Origin of the sequence: Rhizobium sp. P38BS-XIX (assembly GCF_012641435.1) — a bacterium.
Lineage (GTDB): Bacteria > Pseudomonadota > Alphaproteobacteria > Rhizobiales > Rhizobiaceae > Rhizobium.
Window position 1 is genome coordinate 68,513 of record NZ_JABAIJ010000003.1, and the last position, 17,282, is coordinate 85,794.

A 17,282-nucleotide genomic window follows, 5' to 3' on the forward strand; every position below is an offset into this window, starting at 1 on the left:
AAAGAAATATTTGCATTCATATTGCGTAATTTGCGTTTGTGTGCGATCTCATTTTCGCAGGCGGCCCGATTGCCGTTCAGCATTTGCGGACAGCGTTCCGCCAGGAGTTCGCCGTTGTCATCGCCGCCGCATACCACATCTTTGCCAAGACTAAGCTTCGCCTTCGGGCCTCTTGGGATCGATAAACTGTTTTCCCCGTCTGATCTCAATCGGCTTGCAGCCTGCTGCCGGATTGTTTCGAGCGAGCCTCTGCGGGAATTTCAAAGCGAGGGTGCGAGGGAGCAGCTGGCGCAGACCGATATTCTGGTGAGCGGATGGGGTTGCCCGACCATCGATCAATCGACATTGGAGGCTGCATCCTCTCTGAAGCTGGTGGCGCACGCGGCAGGATCCGTAAAGCATCTAACGGGAACTCATGTCTTCGAGCGCGGTATCGAGGTGACGAATGCCGCCGCCGCCAACGCGATCCCAGTCGCCGAGTTTGCGCTTGCTGCTATCCTTTTTGCGAACAAGGATGTGTTTCGCTTTCAGCGACTTTACGCGCAGCAGCGACGAGTGCTCGAGATGCATCAATCGTTCGATGGCGACAGCGGAAGCTGGCACAAGAGGGTTGGCATCGTCGGCGCGTCGAGAATAGGCCGCCGCGTGCTTGAGCTGCTTCGTCCGCACGACATGGATATTCTGCTGTATGATCCGCTGGTGAACGCCGATGAGGCTGCAAAGCTTGGAACCCGGTCCGTCTCCCTGCCAGAGCTGATGAGCGAGTGCCAGACGGTCTCGCTGCATGCGCCGCTTCTTGCTGCGACGAAGCACATGATCGACGCCGACATGCTGGCTCGCATGGCAGATGGCGCAACGTTGATCAACACGGCGCGAGGCGGGCTTGTCGACCAGGCGGCGCTGGAGGCGGAGCTGTCGAGCGGCAGGCTATCGGCCATTCTCGACGTCACGGAGCCGGAAGCGCCAGCGCCGACATCGCCGCTTTATGATCTGCCGAATGTCCTTCTAACGCCCCATATCGCTGGTGCGATCGGCAATGAGCGTCACCGGCTCGGCCGGCTTATCACCGACGAAATCGAGCGTTTCGCTGCCGGTAAGCCTTTATTGCACAAGCTGACCTTGGAGAGCCTGCATCATCAGGCTTAAGATGCCGGTTGGGACAGGACGATTGAAATTTCATCGTGTGAGGAAAACGACCATGACCGCATTCTCCTTTATCGCACCTCGCCTGGACGATCCGCGGCTCCTGAGGCAGCGTCGCTACGGCATGGTGATCGATGGCAAATCGGCCCAGGCGCTGTCCGGAGAAACGATTACGCGTGAAAGTCCGGCACATCCGGGTCACGTCGTCAGCACGATCCCGAAGGGCACGCGCGAGGATGCCGAGATTGCGATTGCGGCCGCGCGCCGTGCATTCGATACCGGGCCGTGGCCGAAGATGACCGGGGGCGAGCGCGCTCGCATCATGAACCGTATCGGCGACCTGATCGAAGCAAATATCGAGGAACTTGCGACCATCGAAGCGCTGGAAGTGGGCAAGGCGATCAGCCAGGCGCGAGGCGAGATGGGCTTTTCCGCCAGCCTCTGGCGCTATGCGGCCGGCCATGCCCAGGGGCTCGAGGGCGAGGCGCATAATGATCTCGGTCCGAACACGCTCGGCCTCATTCTTCGTGAGCCCGCTGGTGTCGTGGGGCTGATCACGCCTTGGAATTTCCCGCTGCTGATCGGCTCGGAACGTATTCCCTGGGCGATCGGCGCGGGCTGCACCGTTGTCATCAAACCGAGCGAATTCACGTCGGGCTCGACAATCCGCATGGCCGAACTTGCGCTCGAGGCTGGCCTGCCTGCCGGCGTCCTCAATGTCATTACCGGCTACGGAGCCGATGTCGGCCAGATTCTGGCGGAGCATCCCGATGTCGATGTCGTCAACTTCACGGGCTCGCAACGCGTCGGGCGCCTGATCGGAGCCCTTGCGGGACAAAACATCAAGAAGGTCGGGCTGGAGCTTGGAGGCAAGGGGCCGCAGGTGGTCTTCGCCGATGCCGATCTCGATGCAGCGGCTGCGAAGATTTCCGGCGGCGTTTTCCATTGCTCCGGCCAGGTCTGCATTTCCGGCAGCCGCCTGATCGTTCATGAGAGCATTGCCGACGCACTGCTCGAAAAGGTTCAGAAAGTGGCGGCGAAGATCGTGACGGGAGATCCGCTGAACGATCGGGTCGATGTCGGTGCTCTCATTCACCAGGCACACCTGGACAAGGTCTCGGGCTATGTCCACCAGGGTAAGGCCGACGGTGCGCAGGTTCTGGTGGGAGGCGACAGGCTTGGCGAGGCCGGTGCCTTTTATGCACCGACGATCTTCACCGGTGTCACGGAGCAGATGAGCATCGCTCAGGACGAAATCTTCGGCCCTGTGTTGACCACTTTCCGCTTCAGGACGGCAGAAGAGGCTATTCGCATGGCAAACGACACGCCCTTTGGTCTTTCGGCCTGTGTCTGGTCGACCAATCTTTCCACCGCCTTTCAGGTGATCCGTCGTATCAAGGCAGGCAGAACCTGGATCAACGGCATGGGTGACGGTGCACCGCAACTGGCGATCGGCGGCTACAAACAGAGTGGTGTCGGCCGCGAGCTGGGTCGACACGGCTTCGACGAATACTCCGAGCTGAAAAGCGTGCATGTGACGCTGTCTGCCTTTCCGGGGTGATCGCTCCGCCGTTTTCGCCTCGATAGCCGTCATTCTCGAACACAAATTGCTCATCGCAACGTGGGATCAAGATAAAGCCCCGGACATTTGTTCCGGGGCTGTTTGTCTGTGATATAGTGTTGGTTTGGTGTGTGATCTGTGCCGCTCCCGCTTGCCATGCGTTCATGGTCGGGAAGGCATGGTCAAAGCGGAGCCTGATAGTGAGTACAGCCTTCATGAAGGAGGAAAGCGCCGAAACGGCTGCAGAAACACTGCTGCCCGACCGCGCGATTTCTCCACATCCGAACCTTGTGACCGAAGCGGGATTGAAGGCGCTGGAGCAGCAACTTCATCAGGCGCGCGAGGCGTACGATGCGACGACCTCGATCGAAGACGTCAACGAACGTCGGCGACAGGGTGCGATCCCGCTGCGCGACGTGCGCTATCTCGTCGAGCGCGTGCGCACGGCCGACGTCATGCCGGCACCCGCCTCCCACGATGTTGTCGCTTTCGGAAGCACGGTAACCTATAGCCGTGACGATGGTCGCGTGCAGAAATATCGCATTGTCGGCGAGGACGAGGCCGATCCGAAGGCTGGGTCGATTTCCTATGTTTCGCCGGTCGCACGGCTTCTGATGGGGAGGGCGGTCGGCGATTTCGTCAGTTTCGGCAATGGCGAGCTGGAGATCACCGCGATTGAATAGGCCGCTGGCCGCTCGATGCCACTGCTTTTCTGATCGTCTCGCGCAACCAGATGTGCGCAGGCTGCGAGTCCAGTCTGCGGTGCCATCGCATGCAGGTGGCGATCCGCGGTGATGCGAACGGAAGCTCGCTGATCGCAAGATTGGTCCCCTTGCAAATAGCCTTGGCGATGGGGCGCCTCATCGGCACATAGACATCCTGCTCCTGCAGCACGGCGGTGCATCCAAGCAAGGGAACGGAGTGCTTCACCTGCCGATGAACCTGTCGCTCGGCCAGCCACTGATCGAGAAAGCCGGTGTCGTCGCCTGCCGACGACAAATGCAGATGTGACCTTTCTATCAATTCCTCCGTCGTCATCGGCGATTGCGCCGTTCGCAGCTCCGAGCGATGCACGATCACGAAATCGTCACTGCTCAATTCCTCGGATGCGAACCTTTCCCGGTCCTCACCGGGGCGACCGATGAAAAGATCGAGTTCCGATGCATCGATCATCGGGTCGATATCGGCCGTGCCGCTGGGGCGCAGGTTCAGCGATACGGCGGGCGCAACGGCGCCGACGGCAAGGACGATTTTCGATGTCAGCGCGATCGCCGAGCAATTGTCGACGGCAAGCTTGAATTTCTGCTTCGACGTCGCCGGTTCGAATGGTCCCGATTGAAGGCCGAGTTCGAAATAACTGAGTGCCTGTCTGATCGGCTCGGCGAGCTGTTCGGCGCGAGAGGTCGGCAGCATGCCCTGTGCAGAGCGCACGAAGAGATCGTCGTTCAGCGCATGGCGCAGGCGGGCGAGCGCATGGCTGGCGGCCGGCTGGCTCATGCCCAGCCGTTGTGCGGCGCGCAGAATGTTTCCCTCTCGAAATACGGCGTCGAACACGCGCAGAAGATTGAGGTCGATGCTGTTTATGTTCGGGGACTGCATGGATGCCGATCGTCGATATTTCGTTTGATGTCGGCAACATGCACATTTGCAGCAAAAAGTGGAGATCGAAATTCATATTATTCATATGGGTATGATGAGGTTTCAGTTCCCTGCCAAGGTGGTTTGAGGCAAGAGACGCCCAATGTGTCAGCCAGCTTGACCCGTTGCGGCGGGATTTGTTCGCTCTGGAAGCAAGCGTGTCTGTACAATGATTTTAACGATTGGAACGCCAGGGAGTGTTCTTGATGACGATTGCCGGCTCGCTGTTCAAGGCGTTGCGTGTTCTTGCCCTTCTGTCACTGGGCTTGATTTTTCCAGCTCTCTCGCATGCGGGTGAGGTGACCGATGTGCTTGGCCGCAAGGTCAACGTGCCCGATCACGTTTCACGCGTCGTGCTCGGCGAAGGCCGGCTGAGCTATGCCTTGGCTCTGCTCGACCGCGACAATCCGTTCCAACGCGTCGTTGGCTGGCAGAACGATCTGCGCAAGCTCGATCCGCACACTTTCGACGTCTACAAGAAGAAGTTTCCGGCCGTCGCCGACATTGCCGTCATCGGTGAAACCTCCGAAGTCAGCGTAAGCGTCGAGACCATTCTTGCTCTCAAGCCCGATCTTGTGATTTTCAGCGTTGCCGGGGAAGGTCCAAAGGCCCACAGCCCGATCGCCGACACTCTGTCGCAGGCCGGCGTTGCTGTTCTCTATGTCGACTTCCGCGTTTCACCGATCGAAAATACGCCGAAGAGCATCGCGTTGATCGGCGAGGCGATTGGTCGTCAGGCCGAGGCGAAGCAGTTTACGGATTTCTACGCACAACATCTCGGCGCAATTACCTCGCGCGTTTCTGCGCTGAAGGATGAGCAGAAGCCCAGCGTGTTTGTCGAGCTTCTGGCAGGTGTGTGGCAGGCTCCAGGGCATACGACCGGCAATGGCGGCCTTGGACAGTTCGTCGCCGCCGTCGGCGGGCGCAACATTGCGGCAAATGTCGTCCCCGGTGCCATCGGCGATGTCGCCGTCGAATATGTTCTCCATGCGGATCCCGATATTTACGTCGCCACGGGCAACCGCGCTCCGGGCCTGCTCCTCGGTGCCGGTGTCGAGAAGGAGACTGCGCAGAAGAGCCTGGATGCGGTGCTGGGCCGGCCAGAATTCAAGAATCTGCGTGCCATCCGCGACCACAAGGCCTTTGGTCTATGGCACGATTTCTACAATTCGCCGTACAATATCGTGGCGATCGAAGCCTTGGCAAAATGGATCCATCCCGAACTCTTCAAGGATATCGACCCGGCCAAAACGCAGCAGGACATGGCCAAGTCTCTGCTTGCCATCGACAATGTCGGCACCTACTGGGTCGAACCCAGCGCCGCAAATTGATGGGATGCCGGTGAATGGATCTGCCCGTGACCTCGCGGAGTGAAGCTGAAGCCGGCAATGCAGCCGGTTTCGCGCGCACGAGGCTTGCCTATCGCGGCCTTGTCTTCAGGCGATCGATCATCATGGCGCTGCTGTTCGGGCTGCTTCTGGCCTCGTTCGGCTATGATCTGGTGACGGGCTCCTCCGGTATGGGTGTCGCCGATCTCCTTCATGGGATCCTCCATCCATCGGACCTTTCGCCGACGGACCGCGCGATCATCTGGAATGTTCGTCTGCCTTTCGCGCTGATGGCGCTACTCGTCGGGTCGTCGCTTTCGCTCGCCGGCGCAGAGATGCAGGTCGTTCTCAACAATCCGCTTGCCAGCCCTTTCACACTCGGCGTTGCGTCTGCCGCCGCTCTCGGGGCTTCGACCGTCATCGTCTTTCATCTGACCGTGTCCTGGCTTCCTTATAATTGGCTGATCTCGTTAGCCGCCTTCGCCTTTGCCTTCGGCTCGGTTCTTTTGCTCGATGCGCTGTCGCGCCTGCGGGCGGCCAGCATGGAGACGATGGTTCTGCTGGGCATCGCGCTCGTCTTCAGCTGCAACGCCGTCGTTTTGCTGTTTCAGCTGATTGCGACGGAAGATGCTTTGCAGCAGCTGGTGTTTTGGTCCGTCGGCAGCCTGGCGCGGGCCACCTGGGACAAGGTCGGAGTCCTTGCCATTGCGCTTGCCGTGGTCATGCCCTTATCCTTTGCTTCGGCAGGACGCATGACCGCGTTGCGCATGGGTGAGGAACGCGCCATCAGCTTTGGTATCGACGTGGTGCGGCTGCGGTATTTCTCGCTGCTGCGCATCAGCCTTCTATCGGCCATGGCGGTTGCCTTCGTCGGAACCATTGGTTTCATTGGTCTTGTGGGACCGCATATAGCGCGGCTTCTGGTGGGTGAGGACCAGCGCTTTGCGCTGCCGGCAAGCACCCTGATCGGTGCGCTGTTGCTGTCGCTTTCATCGATTGCCAGCAAGACGGTTCTGCCGGGGCTCGTCGTGCCGGTTGGTATTGTGACGGCTCTCGTCGGTGTACCGGTTTTTGTCGTCCTCATCTTCAATGCAAGGCCAGGCCGATGACCGATGGCACCCAGGGTCTCGTCATCAGCAATCTTGCCGTCGCCTATGGCCGCAAGAAGGTCGTTCATTCGTTTTCGCTGGGGCCGATCCCGCGCGGTGCAGTTCTTACGCTTCTCGGCCCGAATGCCGCCGGCAAGTCCACACTGCTTCGTGGCATTGCTGGCCTTGGTTCCGCCTCGGGCCGGATCTTGCTCGATGGTCTCGATCTCTCACGTTTGTCCAGAGTGGAGCGCGCGAAGAAGATTGCCTACATGCCGCAATCGCAGCCACCGGGCATTGCGTTGCCGGTCATCGAAGCAGTTATGAGCGCCTGCAGCGGTGTCATGGGTCGCGAAGCATCGATGCACCAAGCCTATGACGCCCTTGCCCGTCTTGGCGCCAGCGACCTGTCCATGCAATTGCTATCGGAGCTTTCGGGAGGACAGCGTCAGATGGTTGCGCTGGCACAGGCCGTCGTGCGTCGTCCCGATGTGCTGCTGCTCGATGAACCGACGAGCGCGCTCGATCTCAAGCATCAGATCCGGGTCATGGAGTCCGCAGCAGCCTTGGCGCGCGAGCAGGGCGCGATCGTGATCGCTGTCCTTCACGACGTCCCGCTCGCCCTTCGTTATGCCGATACGGTCGCCATGCTCAAGGATGGCGAACTCAAGGCCCATGGTGAGCCGGAGCGCATCATCACCCCCCATCTCCTTGGCGAGATTTACGGCATTGAGGCGCGGGTCGAGCACTGTAGCCATGGTCGTATCCAGATCATGGTCGACGGCACGTTGCATTCATAAGCGCATTGCAATCAATATTGGGCGGCGTCGGCGGCCCGAGATTCGCCGGTCAATTACACGCACTGCGGCAGGACGCCAATTCTGTGTCCTTAAGACGGTGGATAAACTGTCACAATTGGTGGAGGTCACATTGCCGTGATGGACCTGAGGAGGGTTTTTCGCCTGCTATTTCGTGATTCTAGGCCAATAAAACCGCTTATTGCCGGCAGCCATTGAAAGGGCTGCGCTTTTTAGGCAACACATTGTGTGTACGCACTGTCACATTCTTTTAGGTTCTTGTGGAAGGGCGAGCACAGCAGCATCCTCATCAAGCATATGAAGCGCCCATGCTTCTGGCTTGCCACTGAAACTTGATGTCGAACGGCCCCCCAGGTTCGTTGTCGCGCAAGTTCGTATGAAGATGGAGTTACCATGAACCTCAAGAGCTTGCTTATCGGATCTGCCGCAGCCCTCTGCGCCGTATCCGGTGCACATGCGGCGGACGCCATTGTCGCTGCAGAACCGGAACCGTTGGAATATGTTCGCATCTGCGACGCATACGGCGCCGGCTATTTCTTTATTCCCGGCACGGAAACCTGCCTGCGCGTCGGCGGCAAGGTTCGCACCGAAGGCCAGTGGAAGGATCCTTACAACCGTGACAGCAATTTCGGCACGAAGTGGCACACCCGCGCCGAACTGAATGTCAACACGGCGACCGATACGGAATACGGTCCGTTGAAGACCGAGACGATCGTTCGTTGGGATTGGAATGACGGCGGCGCAACCGGCACCAATCTTCTCTGGGCTTACATCACTCTCGGCGGCTTCACCGTCGGTAAGACAGACTCGCAGTATAACCAGTTCGTCGGTTATGCCGGCGACGTTATCCAGGACGACGTGATCTATGACGGTCCGTACGAACTGAATCAGCTGACCTATAACTACGACAGCGGTACCGGCTTCACGGGCGTCATCTCGCTCGAAGACAGCAACTCCGGAACCACCACGAGCGCTTACGGCGGCAGCTGGCAGCTGTCCGAATCCGACCACTATGCGCCGAACGTTGTCGCCGGTCTCGGCTATAAGGCCGGTGCCTGGCAGTTCCGCGTTGTTGGCGGCTACGATTCCATCGTCGAAGAAGGCGCCATCAAGGCCCGTATCGACGCTGATTTCGGCGTCTTCTCGGCCTTCCTGATGGGCGGCTGGAACACCGATGGCGACAAGCTGAACCAGTATGCCGGTTCGAACCAGAACGTTTCGGCCTGCACGACGTCCACGGGCGTTGTTAAGGGTGCCGATTGCGGCTGGGGCGACTGGGCTGTCTGGGGCGGCGTTGGCGTTCCGGTCAACGACAAGCTGAAGTGGAACGTCCAGCTTGCCTATACCGACTCCAAGATCTTCGAAGCTACGACGAACCTGAAGTTCAACCCGGTCAAGAACCTGCTCGTCGAGCCGGAAGTGACCTACGTTCACTACGACGTACCGGGCGACGATACTTTCTCGGGTATCCTGCGCTTCGAACGGACGTTCTAAGCTTTTCGGCTTGGTTTTACCTGAAATTTGAGAGAGGCCCGGTGTTCGCACCGGGCCTTTTTTCGTTTGTCACGAATAAGTGAAAACGCCCGGCCGTCAGCACTTTTCGCAGTCTAACTGTCCATATTAAGCAACAATCGGCCTGCTTGGTGATGGGGCCGTATTTTACGGTCAATTTGCCGCAGGAAATTATACATACCGTCTGAATGGAAGTCGGCTTACTGTCATAAATGTGATGTGAATGAGGGAATAAGCCTTCGCGAGGCGCCATTTGGCGTTGATCAAAGGAAGCCCCCATGAAGACGATGATCATAGTTGCGGCAATTGGAATGATGTCCACCAATGCCATGGCCATGTCGGCCTATAATTCCAAATCGATGTCCTGTGCGACCGTGCACGAAAAGATGGCTCAGGAAGGTTCGATCGTTCTGCGATATCCTTCGCACCATCCAGGCATGATGATGTACAACCGGACTGTCTCGAACTCGATGGCGTGCCTCGGCCAGGGCGCCATGGCCAGCGCCAGCGTGCCGACGAGCGACGATCCGAACTGCAAGATCAAGACCTGCTCTTTCGGCACCGGCAAGGGACCGAACAAGAACCACTGATTTGGTGGCAGCTGTGCCATATCCCGGTCGATTGACCGGGCTTTTCAAATCAAACGGCAGGAGCGACAATTGCTCCTGCCGTTTGATATAAAGCTTGAACCGGTTTGATTGTGATTACCGTCACACCTTAGTAGACCAGGCGGTCTGCATCTCAGGTCGACGATCCCGGCAGTGGTGTCTGGTAGACGACGATGCGTGCATGGTAGGGGATGCGGTCATAAAGATCGATCACATCCTGATTGATGAGCCTGACGCAGCCCGAAGACGTGGCCTTGCCGATCGATTTCCAATCAGGCGTGCCGTGCAGGCGATAAAGCGTGTCCTTGCCATCCTGGAAGATATAAAGCGCACGCGCGCCGAGCGGGTTTTTCAAGCCAGGCGCCATGCCGCCGTTGGCGACGGAGAATTTCTCGAGGCCGGGCTGCCGGGCGATCATATCCGAAGGCGGCTTCCAGCGCGGCCAATGCTGACGCCAGTGAATGACGCCTTCGCCTTTCCAGGCAAATCCCTCGCGGCCGATCCCCACGCCATAGCGTATCGCCTTGCCACCCGGCAGCACTAGGTAGAGGTAGCGTGAAACGGTGTCGACGACCACGGTGCCCGCAGGCTCACCCGTCGGATTCGGCACTTCCTGGCGATAATATTTCGGATTGATCTTCTCGTATGGAACGGCCGGAATTTTAAAGCCGGCATCATCGACCTGTGCATAGCGAGCCGCAATTTCCGGCGACACTGTCGGAGTGGTGACGGGTTCGGCCACTTTCTCGACCGGCGGCACGACAGGCAATGGTGTCGGCAATTTTGCCTGCTCGCCTGGTGTGGTTTGCGGGCCGGATACGGTGGAGCAGCCAGCCAACGCAGCGCTGGCGGCCAGCGAACCGAACAAGAAGGTTCGACGGGATAGGGAAGATAAAATGCGTGTCATTGGATCTTGGTGAGATTACTACGTAAGGGTGGTTGGTGGACGAATCTATCGCGTGAGCTGTATGGCCGCTTTGTGGCCGGATTGGCTCGACAGGACGGCACATGACGCGCCTGTGATGCCCCCTTACAGATTTGGCTTCCAGGTGTTGGCTTTTTACAACAAAGGCGCAGGCGCGGACCTAAGCAAATCTCCAAACCTCTCTTGTGCTCCATGGTGGAACCCGACATGTAATGTATCGGCAATCTTTGGCATATCAGTGGGGCAAGGGGACCGCGGGGGCGCTGTCTCCTTTAAGGAGTGGCCATTGCGAATCTTGCTGCTTGAGGACGAGCCTGAAATGGCGCGCGCTTTGCTGGAGGCGCTCAGACGCCGTGACGTCCTTGCCGACCACGTGCGAACCATTGCGGATGCCGATGCGATGGCGCGTGTCGGCACCTATGATGTGCTGGTGCTGGATCGCCGTCTGCCGGATGGTGAAGGGCTCGATCTCGTTGCATCGCTTCGCCAGCGCAAGCATCCGGCGCCGATCCTGGTTCTCACAGCCCTCGGCAGTGTGGACCATCGGGTCGACGGCCTCGATAGTGGTGCCGACGATTATCTTGCAAAGCCCTTCGCGATCGAGGAGCTGCTCGCCCGCTTGCGGGCACTGCAGAGGCGTGGCCCGACGATCTCGGACAAATACCTGAAGTTCGGCAATCTCAGTGTCGATCCCCGCAGCAACGAAGTTTCCATCGAAGGGACCGTGGTCGAGTTCCCACGGCGAGAGTATCTGGTGCTGGAAGCCCTGATGCGCCGCCCCAATCGCATCGTCACCAGATCCAACCTGATCGAGGCGGTGTATGCGCTGGAGGATGAAATCGGCTCGAACGCGCTGGATGCGCACATTTCCCGTATCCGAAAGAAGCTCGTTCTCGCCGAAGCGACGGCCGAGATCAGGGCCGTGCGCAATATCGGCTATCTGATCCGGGCCAAGGCATGAAGGCGGAGCGCAGCCGATCGTTGCGATGGGGGCTGATCAAGCGCCTGATCATGTTGCAGGCATGTCTTCTCGTTCTGTTCGTCGTTCTGCTCGTCGGTTGGATCTGGATCATCAATCCAGAGCTCGAAGATGCCAATGAGGAAGCTGTCCGCGTTGTTGCCGAACACGTCACGAAGAACGCAGACGGCGGGTTGCAGGTCGCCGAAACTCCGGAAATCGCAGAACTCAAGCGTCGATATCCGGAGCTATGGTTTACCATTCGGGACGTGAACGGCGCGATCATTCAATATGGCGACGTCCCGGCGGCGCCACTCAACGAACGCTTCCCCTGGACGATCGACCGGGCGCGCGTGGAAGCCGGAAACGGCATGCGCGCAACTCTCGAAAATCGCGAGACGCCGGTGGGCAAGCTGCAATTCGTGGCGGCGACAGAGCGGGGTTTTACCAATGAGGGCCTCAATGTCTGGATCAACATCCATGTCGATGTCGCCAAGGGCCCGAATGGGGAAGTCCGCTGGCTAAGCATATTGCCGGGCATGGGTTTCATCATCCTGATCGTGGTCGTCCCCATGCTCGCGCTAACGGGCGTCGCGACGCTGCTTGTCACGCCCCGCGCGGTCGGACGTTCCTTAAGCGGCCTCGTAGAGACGGCAAGGCAGGCGCAGACGATCGACTTCGATACCCGTTCCGCCCGGCTCGACCGCTCGAAAGTGCCGTATGAGATCATTCCCATGGTGGATGCGTTCAACCAGGCTCTTTCGAAGCTGGATGAAGGATATAACAGGAATAACCGCTTCCTTGCCGATGCGGCACACGAGCTACGAACCCCAATCGCAATTGCGCGGACACGGGCCGATCTTCTCCCGGAAGCCGAGGTGAGCGAGCAGCTTCGCGGCGATATCGATCGTCTTTCCCGGGTGGCTCATCAGCTTCTGGAAATGCAGGCAATCGGCGTCGTCGAGCTGCGGGCCGAGCCGCAAGACCTCAACATTCTGGTCGAGAACATCGCCGCCGATCTGGCTCCTATTGCCATGGATGCCGGCTATGACTTCGATTTCGAGCCGAGTTCGCGGGAGGCAGTCTTTGTGGTTCAGGCATCGACCATCGAGATGGCGGTGGTGAACCTGATCCGAAATGCAATCGATCATGGCGGCGGCAAGGGCGCCATCGTCGTCAGGATCGGGTCTTCCGGCACAATCGATGTCTGCGATCAGGGGCCGGGTATTCCGGCAGCGGAGCGGGACCGTGTTTTCGAACCTTTCCGCCGTATCAATACCAGTTCCTCCGGCGCCGGCCTCGGCTTGAACCTCGTCAAGAAAGCGGCGGAGCTGCATGGCGGACGCGTGTTGTTCTTCGACACCAGCCGCGGCTTTTGCGTGCGGCTGGAAATCAGATCGATCGCCCCGGCGGAAGCAGCCCGGCGAGGGGGCAAGCACACCGCACCTGTCGGATCGTGATCAGGCGCCGACGTCCAGATATGGCTGTGGCAGTGCCAATTATGGTTGCAACAGTTTTGGCAAAGGATATTTCTCGACCTCGAACATGATTTAGGTCGCGGGGGAAAGTGATTACGGCCATGGCTCAGCTCGTTCGTTTCGTCATCCTTTCCTGATTCCAAGTTTCCGATGCTCTTCATTCCGCTTCCGTTCGTCGTCGCCATCCTGCTACTCGTGCTGTTCGTTGTGGTTGCCCGAGAAAGCGATCAGGCGGCCGTCGAGGAGGCACCGCGCAACGGCCCCTTCCTGGCGCTGATATTGATGAGCGCCTTTCAATCCGTTCTTGGCGGATTGCGCTGGGGATACGGCGTGGATGAGGTCATCTATATCGCGCCGGTTGGAGCGGCGATCATTCCGCCGCTGGCCTATCTCGGCGTGCGCAAACTGACACGGAAACCGGCGCCAATCTCGCGACCATTGGCATTGCATGCGCTGCCGGCCATATCGATTGCCTTGCTCGTGGTCAGCTGGCGTAGTGCCATCGATATCTTCCTGCCGATGATCTTCATCGGCTATGCCGCCGCCATACTTCTGCTGATGCGGTCAGGCCCTGACGCGCTTCGGGCGACATCTTTCGAAACTGCGCCGAGGGTCTTTCGTGCCCTCGTCTTTACCGCGATGGCGTTACTGCTATCGGCCGCGCTCGACATCTTCGTCGCACTCGATTTCGTGTGGACGGCAGGAAAGCATGCGGTTTTGATGATCACGGCCGGAAATCTGGCCGCGCTGATCATCCTGTCGATCGCGGGTGCCGTGGCCAGCCGAGGGCGCAGCTTCCCCGAGGCTGCCGATCCTCCGCCACAAGTCGAAACGGCGGAAGACAAGGACACGATGACTGCTTTGCAGTCGCTATTCGAGACAAAGCGCCTATATCGGGACCCGGATCTCAATCTTGACCGTCTCGCCCGCAAGGCCGCTATTCCGTCGAGACAGATATCCATGGCTATCAATCGCACGACGGCCAAGAATGTTTCGCAATACGTCAATGAATTCCGCGTGGCAGAGGCATGCGAACTGCTCCGCAAAACTGCCAGGCCGGTGACGGAGATCATGTTCGAGGTCGGTTTTCAGACGAAGTCGAACTTCAACCGCGAATTCCGTCGCGTCACCGATATGAGCCCGCTGCAATGGCGTGAACGAAAGGAGAGGCCCGCCTGAAGTCGGCGCTGTCTTCAGAGGCCCCAGATAACGGATTCCTCGTGGCGTTTGATCAGGTGCCGCAGATCCTGGAAACCAGTTCGAACAAATGCGGCAAACTGCTCCACGGCAGGTGCGCGCGGCGTGTCGATGCGTTTGAGAATGGCAAGCGCACGCTCGGGATGGGGAATGGTGATTGGCAGCGCCGTGATCGACTTTTCCTTCCGCTGTGCGAAGACGACGCTATGGGGCATGATCGTCAGCGCATCTGCGGCCTTGAGATAGTTGATCACGCTCATCAGCGAGCCCCCGGAAAAACGGATTTTGATCTCGGTTGCGCCCAGCGAAAGCAATAGGGCGCGTAGATCGGTCAGCAACGGGCTGCCCGGCGGAGGCGCGACCCAGGGGTAATCGAGCAGATGGCTCAGCTGCGGCCGGCGCTTCAGCAGGAGCGGATGCGTTGTACGGCAAGCGACGACGTTGCGCCCGGGAAGAATCTCCTGAAACTCGAGGCCGGATCCTTCGTCGAGAAGATCGATCGGGCAGATGGCAAGGTCGATCTGGTCTGCCTTGAGGGCCGCACGGAGATCGGAAAAATAGCCGTAGCTCTGGTCGATCCGCACGTCGGGATGGCTCGCCTGGAACTCCGCGCAAAGGCCGGAGATCAGCGCATCCATGAAAAACGGCGTTCCGCCGATCCGCACGACACCGCTCTTGCCGACCCTGAAACTTTCCATGAGGTCGGATGCCTTGCGTGAAGCCGCCAGCATGACGAGGCCATGTTCGGCCAATGACGACCCAAGTGGCGTCGGCTGTAGCGGCCTGCGGCCCTTGATGAACAGCGGTTCTCCGACACGCTTCTCCAACATCGACAGCGTGCGCGAAACCGCCGGCTGTGCCAAACCCAACAGCGCGGCACCCTCGGTCACGCCGCCGGTCTTGACCACTGCAGCAAGTTGGATGAGATGGCGTTCGTCTATTTTCATAACGATCTGTTATATTGAAGCTCAACAAAATCATCAATCCACGCCTCTTTGGCTGCTAGCATCGCGTCAATCTGCGAGGTAGGCTTTGGAGGAGAGGCATGGCGGAGCGTCCGAAAGCGCTCACATTGAGCGAAGCGACATCGTCAGGTGTATCTTCCAACCGTCTTTCCACAAAGGACGAAAGCGATCTGTCGCGGCTGATTTTCGCCGCCGTGACACATGTTCACGATCTCATCAGAGAATTCCGCCCCACCCGCGATCAGTGGCGTGAGCTCATCGCCTTTCTGACGGACGTCGGGCACGCTTCGGATGACAGACGGCAGGAGTGGGTGCTTCTTTCCGACCTCATCGGCGCTTCGACGCTGGTCGAGGAGCTCAATTCAAAGCGCCCGCAGGCGGCCACGCCCAACACCATTCGCGGCCCGTTTTTTCGCAGCGATACGCCCGAGCGCGGATCGGGCTCCTCCATCTCTCTCGATGGTATCGGCGAACCGTTGATGGTTGGCGTACGCGTGCAGGATCTTGATGGTCTGCCGATTGCCGGCGCCGAAGTCATCACCTGGCAGGCCAATAGCGAAGGCTTTTATGAGAACCAGCAGCCGGATCGCCAGCCGGAGCATAATCTGCGTGGCCTTTTTCGTACGGACGCCGAGGGCCACTTCTCGTATCGCTCGGTGATGCCGGCGGGTTATGGCGTGCCCGATGATGGGCCTGTCGGGCAATTGCTCGCGAGGGCAGGTTACTCGATGCGGCGGCCAGCGCATCTGCATTTTGTCGTGCGTGCCAAAGGTTTCGACACGATCACGACCCATATCTATGATGCAAGCGATCCGCACCTTGCTGAGGACGCCCTTTCCGGCGTTCGGCCGGAGCTTGTCGCCATCTTTGAAAAGATTGAATTCAACGGGCAAGATGGCAAGGCCGTCGACCTGACCTTTGTCATGGTTAAAGCCAAGCCGGGGAGGGCAGCATGACACTCAATTTTTCCTATGCCGGGAGCCCCGCGCAGATCGTTTTTGGTTCCGGTAGCCTCAAGACGCTGTCGGAATGGATCGAGAAAGCCGGCTGCAGGCGTGCTTTGATTTTGTCGACGCCGCATCAGAAGGCAGACGCGGAGGCCCTTGCGCGGGATATCGGTTCGCTTGCCTGCGGCGTCTTCGCGGGAGCCACCATGCACACGCCGGTAGAGGTGACCGAATCGGCGATGAGGGTGGTGTCGGAAACGAATGCAGATTGTGTCGTCTCCCTTGGCGGAGGATCTACCACAGGGCTTGGTAAGGCGATTGCCTATCGCACCGATCTCCATCAGATCGTCGTTCCCACGACGTATGCCGGCTCCGAAGTCACGCCGATCCTTGGGCAGACTGAGGGCGGCCGCAAGACGACCGTGCGGGATGCCAAGATATTGCCCGAGATCGTCGTCTATGATCCATCGCTGACACTCGGACTGCCGGTTGCCATGAGCGTGACGAGCGGTCTCAATGCCATGGCACATGCCGTCGAGGCTCTTTATGCGCGGGATCGCAATCCGATTTCGAGCCTGATGGCGCTCGAAGGTTTACGCGCCTTTCAACGTAGTCTGCCGGCGATCGTGAGAGACCCGAGGAATGCGGACGCGCGTAGCGATGCGCTTTACGGCGCCTGGCTTTGCGGCTCGGTGCTGGGCACGGTCGGCATGGCGTTGCATCACAAGATCTGCCACACCCTAGGGGGATCCTTCGATACCCCGCATGCGGAAACCCATGCCGTGATGCTGCCCCATACGGCGGCGTTCAATGCGGGCGCCGCAGCCTCCGAGCTCGCGGAGGCTGCCAGCATCTTCCGCGGCTCCATCGGTGGTGGATTATGGGATTTCGCCAAGGCGATTGGCGCGCCGCTCTCGCTCAGGGAGTTTGGGTTGACCCAAGCCGATCTTGATCGCGCTGCGTCAATTGCTGTCGACAACCCCTATTGGAACCCACGCCCGATCGACCTGGCCTCGATCCGGCGATTGCTGCAGGATGCATGGGAAGGCCAGCGTCCGCAGAACTGAGCCGAGGCGAGCTTCGCCGTATGCTAGAGACAATTTTTCATTTTTGAGG

General features: G+C 59.1%; 16 protein-coding genes. 13 read left to right on the forward strand and 3 right to left on the reverse strand.

Features of this window, described 5'->3' with window-relative positions:
- The first annotated feature begins 141 nt into the window (after nucleotides 1-141).
- The 3 genes from HGP17_RS12320 to greA all read left to right on the forward strand — a co-directional run bounded on the left by HGP17_RS12320 (nucleotide 142) and on the right by greA (nucleotide 3,387).
- A complete protein-coding gene (locus tag HGP17_RS12320; protein ID WP_168810054.1) occupies nucleotides 142-1,146 on the forward strand; it encodes a hydroxyacid dehydrogenase in 1,005 nt (334 codons plus the stop codon).
- 52 nt (nucleotides 1,147-1,198) lie between these two features.
- Nucleotides 1,199-2,704, forward strand: a complete 1,506-nt coding sequence (locus HGP17_RS12325; protein WP_168809268.1) for an aldehyde dehydrogenase family protein — start codon at nucleotides 1,199-1,201, stop codon at nucleotides 2,702-2,704.
- A gap of 200 nt (nucleotides 2,705-2,904) precedes the next feature.
- A complete protein-coding gene (gene greA, locus HGP17_RS12330; protein ID WP_168809270.1) occupies nucleotides 2,905-3,387 on the forward strand; it encodes a transcription elongation factor GreA in 483 nt (160 codons plus the stop codon).
- On the opposite strand, the gene HGP17_RS12335 is transcribed toward greA, so the two are convergent.
- Complete coding sequence (locus HGP17_RS12335; RefSeq protein WP_168809272.1) at nucleotides 3,371-4,303, reverse strand: LysR family transcriptional regulator; 933 nt, start codon at nucleotides 4,301-4,303, stop codon at nucleotides 3,371-3,373. The genes greA and HGP17_RS12335 overlap by 17 nt on opposite strands.
- Before the next feature lie 245 nt (nucleotides 4,304-4,548).
- Here HGP17_RS12335 and HGP17_RS12340 point away from each other — a divergent pair, with 245 nt between their 5' ends.
- From HGP17_RS12340 to HGP17_RS12360, 5 genes are all read left to right on the forward strand, one after another.
- On the forward strand, nucleotides 4,549-5,673 hold the full coding sequence (locus tag HGP17_RS12340; RefSeq protein WP_168809274.1) for an ABC transporter substrate-binding protein: 1,125 nt from the start codon (nucleotides 4,549-4,551) through the stop codon (nucleotides 5,671-5,673).
- 14 nt (nucleotides 5,674-5,687) lie between these two features.
- Complete coding sequence (locus HGP17_RS12345; RefSeq protein WP_205925950.1) at nucleotides 5,688-6,779, forward strand: iron ABC transporter permease; 1,092 nt, start codon at nucleotides 5,688-5,690, stop codon at nucleotides 6,777-6,779.
- Nucleotides 6,776-7,558, forward strand: coding sequence for an ABC transporter ATP-binding protein (locus HGP17_RS12350; RefSeq protein WP_168809276.1), 783 nt, complete (start codon nucleotides 6,776-6,778; stop codon nucleotides 7,556-7,558). Before HGP17_RS12345 ends, HGP17_RS12350 begins: the two co-directional genes overlap by 4 nt.
- Nucleotides 7,559-7,969: 411 nt before the next feature.
- A complete protein-coding gene (locus HGP17_RS12355) occupies nucleotides 7,970-9,070 on the forward strand; it encodes a porin (protein WP_168809278.1) in 1,101 nt (366 codons plus the stop codon).
- Nucleotides 9,071-9,366: 296 nt separating this feature from the next.
- Nucleotides 9,367-9,678 carry a hypothetical protein gene (locus HGP17_RS12360; protein ID WP_168809280.1) on the forward strand — a complete coding sequence of 104 codons (312 nt, stop codon included), beginning with the start codon at nucleotides 9,367-9,369 and terminating at the stop codon, nucleotides 9,676-9,678.
- Between the two features lie 151 nt (nucleotides 9,679-9,829).
- Here the strand turns inward: HGP17_RS12360 and HGP17_RS12365 are convergent, their stop codons facing one another.
- Nucleotides 9,830-10,603 (reverse strand): L,D-transpeptidase, encoded by a 774-nt coding sequence (locus tag HGP17_RS12365; protein WP_168809282.1) that lies wholly within the window; start codon nucleotides 10,601-10,603, stop codon nucleotides 9,830-9,832.
- Between the two features lie 304 nt (nucleotides 10,604-10,907).
- Here HGP17_RS12365 and HGP17_RS12370 point away from each other — a divergent pair, with 304 nt between their 5' ends.
- From HGP17_RS12370 to HGP17_RS12380, 3 genes are all read left to right on the forward strand, one after another.
- On the forward strand, nucleotides 10,908-11,582 hold the full coding sequence (locus tag HGP17_RS12370; RefSeq protein WP_168809284.1) for a response regulator transcription factor: 675 nt from the start codon (nucleotides 10,908-10,910) through the stop codon (nucleotides 11,580-11,582).
- Complete coding sequence (locus tag HGP17_RS12375) at nucleotides 11,579-13,039, forward strand: HAMP domain-containing sensor histidine kinase (RefSeq protein WP_168809286.1); 1,461 nt, start codon at nucleotides 11,579-11,581, stop codon at nucleotides 13,037-13,039. The genes HGP17_RS12370 and HGP17_RS12375 overlap by 4 nt, the downstream gene beginning before the upstream one ends.
- A gap of 168 nt (nucleotides 13,040-13,207) precedes the next feature.
- Nucleotides 13,208-14,236, forward strand: a complete 1,029-nt coding sequence (locus HGP17_RS12380; RefSeq protein WP_168809288.1) for an AraC family transcriptional regulator — start codon at nucleotides 13,208-13,210, stop codon at nucleotides 14,234-14,236.
- Between the two features lie 14 nt (nucleotides 14,237-14,250).
- Here HGP17_RS12380 and HGP17_RS12385 read toward each other — a convergent pair whose 3' ends face one another.
- Nucleotides 14,251-15,201, reverse strand: coding sequence for a LysR family transcriptional regulator (locus HGP17_RS12385; RefSeq protein ID WP_168809290.1), 951 nt, complete (start codon nucleotides 15,199-15,201; stop codon nucleotides 14,251-14,253).
- A gap of 98 nt (nucleotides 15,202-15,299) precedes the next feature.
- Here HGP17_RS12385 and HGP17_RS12390 point away from each other — a divergent pair, with 98 nt between their 5' ends.
- Both HGP17_RS12390 and HGP17_RS12395 read left to right on the forward strand, forming a co-directional pair.
- Complete coding sequence (locus tag HGP17_RS12390; RefSeq protein ID WP_168809292.1) at nucleotides 15,300-16,175, forward strand: dioxygenase; 876 nt, start codon at nucleotides 15,300-15,302, stop codon at nucleotides 16,173-16,175.
- Nucleotides 16,172-17,233 (forward strand): maleylacetate reductase, encoded by a 1,062-nt coding sequence (locus HGP17_RS12395; RefSeq protein WP_168809294.1) that lies wholly within the window; start codon nucleotides 16,172-16,174, stop codon nucleotides 17,231-17,233. The genes HGP17_RS12390 and HGP17_RS12395 overlap by 4 nt, the downstream gene beginning before the upstream one ends.
- Nucleotides 17,234-17,282: the final 49 nt, after the last annotated feature.

Excerpts from the sequence above, each read along its gene's own strand:
- HGP17_RS12365 (WP_168809282.1), bottom strand. The coding sequence starts at position 10,603 with ATGACACGCATTTTATCTTCCCTATCCCGTCGAACCTTCTTGTTCGGT.
- HGP17_RS12360 (WP_168809280.1), top strand. The coding sequence starts at position 9,367 with ATGAAGACGATGATCATAGTTGCGGCAATTGGAATGATGTCCACCAAT.
- HGP17_RS12390 (WP_168809292.1), top strand. The coding sequence starts at position 15,300 with ATGGCGGAGCGTCCGAAAGCGCTCACATTGAGCGAAGCGACATCGTCA.
- HGP17_RS12350 (WP_168809276.1), top strand. The coding sequence starts at position 6,776 with ATGACCGATGGCACCCAGGGTCTCGTCATCAGCAATCTTGCCGTCGCC.
- HGP17_RS12335 (WP_168809272.1), bottom strand. The coding sequence starts at position 4,303 with ATGCAGTCCCCGAACATAAACAGCATCGACCTCAATCTTCTGCGCGTG.
- HGP17_RS12395 (WP_168809294.1), top strand. The coding sequence starts at position 16,172 with ATGACACTCAATTTTTCCTATGCCGGGAGCCCCGCGCAGATCGTTTTT.
- HGP17_RS12340 (WP_168809274.1), top strand. The coding sequence starts at position 4,549 with ATGACGATTGCCGGCTCGCTGTTCAAGGCGTTGCGTGTTCTTGCCCTT.
- HGP17_RS12380 (WP_168809288.1), top strand. The coding sequence starts at position 13,208 with ATGCTCTTCATTCCGCTTCCGTTCGTCGTCGCCATCCTGCTACTCGTG.
- HGP17_RS12385 (WP_168809290.1), bottom strand. The coding sequence starts at position 15,201 with ATGAAAATAGACGAACGCCATCTCATCCAACTTGCTGCAGTGGTCAAG.
- HGP17_RS12375 (WP_168809286.1), top strand. The coding sequence starts at position 11,579 with ATGAAGGCGGAGCGCAGCCGATCGTTGCGATGGGGGCTGATCAAGCGC.
- HGP17_RS12345 (WP_205925950.1), top strand. The coding sequence starts at position 5,688 with ATGGATCTGCCCGTGACCTCGCGGAGTGAAGCTGAAGCCGGCAATGCA.
- HGP17_RS12355 (WP_168809278.1), top strand. The coding sequence starts at position 7,970 with ATGAACCTCAAGAGCTTGCTTATCGGATCTGCCGCAGCCCTCTGCGCC.
- HGP17_RS12325 (WP_168809268.1), top strand. The coding sequence starts at position 1,199 with ATGACCGCATTCTCCTTTATCGCACCTCGCCTGGACGATCCGCGGCTC.